This is a genomic window from Aquitalea sp. S1-19, from assembly GCF_024343515.1.
On sequence record NZ_RJTZ01000211.1, the window covers coordinates 1 to 2711 of the forward strand.

General features: G+C 65.1%; 4 protein-coding genes. All 4 read left to right on the top strand.

Annotated features, from left to right (window positions below; translation table 11 throughout):
• The first annotated feature begins 109 nt into the window (after positions 1-109).
• On the top strand, positions 110-406 hold the full coding sequence (locus tag EGI20_RS17275; RefSeq protein WP_498632951.1) for a beta-eliminating lyase-related protein: 297 nt from the start codon (positions 110-112) through the stop codon (positions 404-406).
• Positions 407-411: 5 nt separating this feature from the next.
• Positions 412-1038 (top strand): threonine aldolase family protein, encoded by a 627-nt coding sequence (locus tag EGI20_RS17280; protein ID WP_498632953.1) that lies wholly within the window; start codon positions 412-414, stop codon positions 1036-1038.
• Positions 1035-1772, top strand: coding sequence for a sulfite exporter TauE/SafE family protein (locus EGI20_RS17285; protein WP_498632955.1), 738 nt, complete (start codon positions 1035-1037; stop codon positions 1770-1772). Before EGI20_RS17280 ends, EGI20_RS17285 begins: the two co-directional genes overlap by 4 nt.
• Positions 1773-2011: 239 nt before the next feature.
• On the top strand, positions 2012-2711 hold a 700-nt coding region (locus EGI20_RS17290), incomplete at its 3' end, for a patatin-like phospholipase family protein (RefSeq protein WP_498632956.1).

Genomic DNA, 2711 nt, shown 5'->3' on the forward strand with positions numbered 1-2711 from the left:
CCGGCGTGCAGCTGCGCACCGTTGCCAGCGAGCGCGGGGTGATGGACCCGGCTGAAATCGCCAGGCGTATCCGCGTCGGCAGCGATATCCACTGGCCGAAAACCGGCAAGTGATTCTGGGGGATGACTGCCATATTGTCTGGCACGAAACCGGCGGCGCGGCGGTGATTGCCGGCGTGCAGCTGCGCACCGTTGCCAGCGAGCGCGGGGTGATGGACCCGGCTGAAATCGCCAGGCGTATCCGCGTCGGCAGCGATATCCACTGGCCGAAAACCGGCCTGATCTGCGTGGAAAATGCCCATTCCAGCGGGCGCGTGGTGCCGCTGGCAGTGATGGCGGAAACCGCCGCCATCGCCCGCCGCCATGGCGTACCGGCAGCGATATCCACTGGCCGAAAACCGGCCTGATCTGCGTGGAAAATGCCCATTCCAGCGGGCGCGTGGTGCCGCTGGCAGTGATGGCGGAAACCGCCGCCATCGCCCGCCGCCATGGCGTACCGGTGCATCTGGACGGGGCACGGGTGTTTAATGCCGCCACCTATCTGGGCTGCGACGTGAAAGACATCACGCAGCACGCTGATACGGTGATGTGCTGCTTGTCCAAGGGGCTGGCCTCCCCGGTGGGCTCTATTGTGGCCGGCAGTGCCGACTTTATCGCGCGCGCACGGCGCAACCGCAAGCTGATGGGCGGCGGCATGCGTCAGGCTGGCGTGATCGCCGCACCGGGCATTGTCGCCTTGCGCGAGATGACGGGACGGCTGGCCGAAGACCACGCCAACGCGCGTGTGCTGGCCGAACGTCTGGCGGCGATAGATGGCATCAGTCTTAATCTCGACGATGTGCACATCAATATGGTGTGGTTTGCGCTGGCACCGGCTATCAAAGTGGATGGCCTGATGGCGGCCTTGGCGGCTGCCGGCATCAAGGCCAATCCGCCGGAAGACGGGCAGATGCGCATCGTCACCCACTGGCAGGTTAACGCCGCCGATATCGCACGCATTGCCGACGTGATCGCCGCCTATGTGACGGGCGGGCAATGAGCCCGGAACTGGGTGGCATGCTGTTCGGTGCCGGCTTTGTCGCCGGTGCGCTGAACGCGGTAGCCGGCGGCGGCACGCTGATTACCTTTCCGGCTTTGGTCGCTGCCGGCCTGCCGCCCATTGTTGCCAATGCCACCAGTTCGGTCGCGCAGTGGCCGGGTTATGTCGCGTCCAGCCTGGCCATGCGACGCGAACTGCGTGGTCAGCAGGGCCTGCTGCCACTGGCCATCGCCAGCGTGGCCGGGGGCATCGGCGGCGGCTATCTGGTGAGCGTGGTGTCCAATGCCTTTTTTATGACGCTGGTGCCGTGGCTGATCCTGCTGGCGACCCTGCTGTTCTGGCAGGGCAAGCGGCTGACGGCATTCACCGGCGCGCGGGCCTGGCCGCTGCCGTTGCTGGTGGCCGCACAGTCTGCCATTGCGGTGTATGGCGGTTTTTTCGGCGGCGGCATGGGGGTGATGATGCTGGCGCTGTTCGCGCTGGCGTTGCCGGACAGCCTGCTGCGGCAGGGTGCGCTGAAAAACGGCCTGTCGGTGCTGATTGCAGGTGGCGGCGTGCTGGCCTTCATGCTCGCCGGTCTGGTGGACTGGGTGTATGGCGGGGTGATGCTGCTGGGCACGGTGGCCGGCGGCATCGGCGGCGTGCATCTGGCACGGCGCATTCCGCAAGCCTGGCTTAAGGGCTTTGTGGTGACGCTGGGTCTGGTGCTCAGCGCGGTGTTTTTCTGGCGCTAGTCAGGTCGCCGCCAGCCGGCGGCGTTCGCGCAGGGCGCCGGACGCGCCGAGTATTGGAGGTCGTGACCTGAGATGCTGGCCCTGGTGGCTTTCCGCTGGCGCACTTGTCGTTCGGCTTGATGGGACGCCGGGTTCCGGCCATTTTCTTGTCCGCATGGCCTGTTTTAAAACGCGTGTCCCGCTTTTGCTTTTGCCGCAATACATGGCTATGACTCTATTTTCTTGTTCTAGAGCATGTCATGCCCCGTCCTGTCTCTCAAACGGCTGACCCTGTCTGTTTTTCCGAGGAGTGTGTCCGTATTGCCCGGCGCCGGCAGCGTTTTGGCCGCGCAGCGGATGGTCCGAAACTGGCGCTGGCCTTATCCGGCGGCGGGATACGCAGTGCGACCTTCTCGTTGGGGGTGATGCAGGCGCTGGCCAAGGCGCGGCTGGAGGATGCATCTGTGCCGGCAACAGGCTCGGACAGGGATAGCCTGCAGGGCGAGGGATCATGGCTGGCGCGCTTCGATTATTTGTCTACCGTCAGTGGAGGTGGCTATCTTGGCGCTTTTTTCTGCAGCCTGTTTGTTCCGGGACGGTTTCGCCAGGAGACTACGCCCGAGAGCGCGGCGGCTGATGCCTATGCAGTGATGCGGGTCGAGCCGCCGCCCCGGTTCAGTACCAGCCGGCGTACCCGGACGATGGCCCGGCAAGGCGATGCCTTGGCCGGGCGGTCGATGCCGCTGGCCTGGTTGCGCGAAAACGGCCGCTATCTATTGCCTACCGGTGCCGGGGATACGGCTTATGCCCTGGCGCTGTTTATTCGCAATATTTTGTCCGTGCATGGGGTGCTGGGCACGCTGGCCGTACTGTTGCTGGGGTTGCTGGCCTGGTCCGAGTCCGGGCTGGCAGCATGGGCAGGGCTGGACATGGGGCTGCGTGCAGCTTTGGCATCGGGCA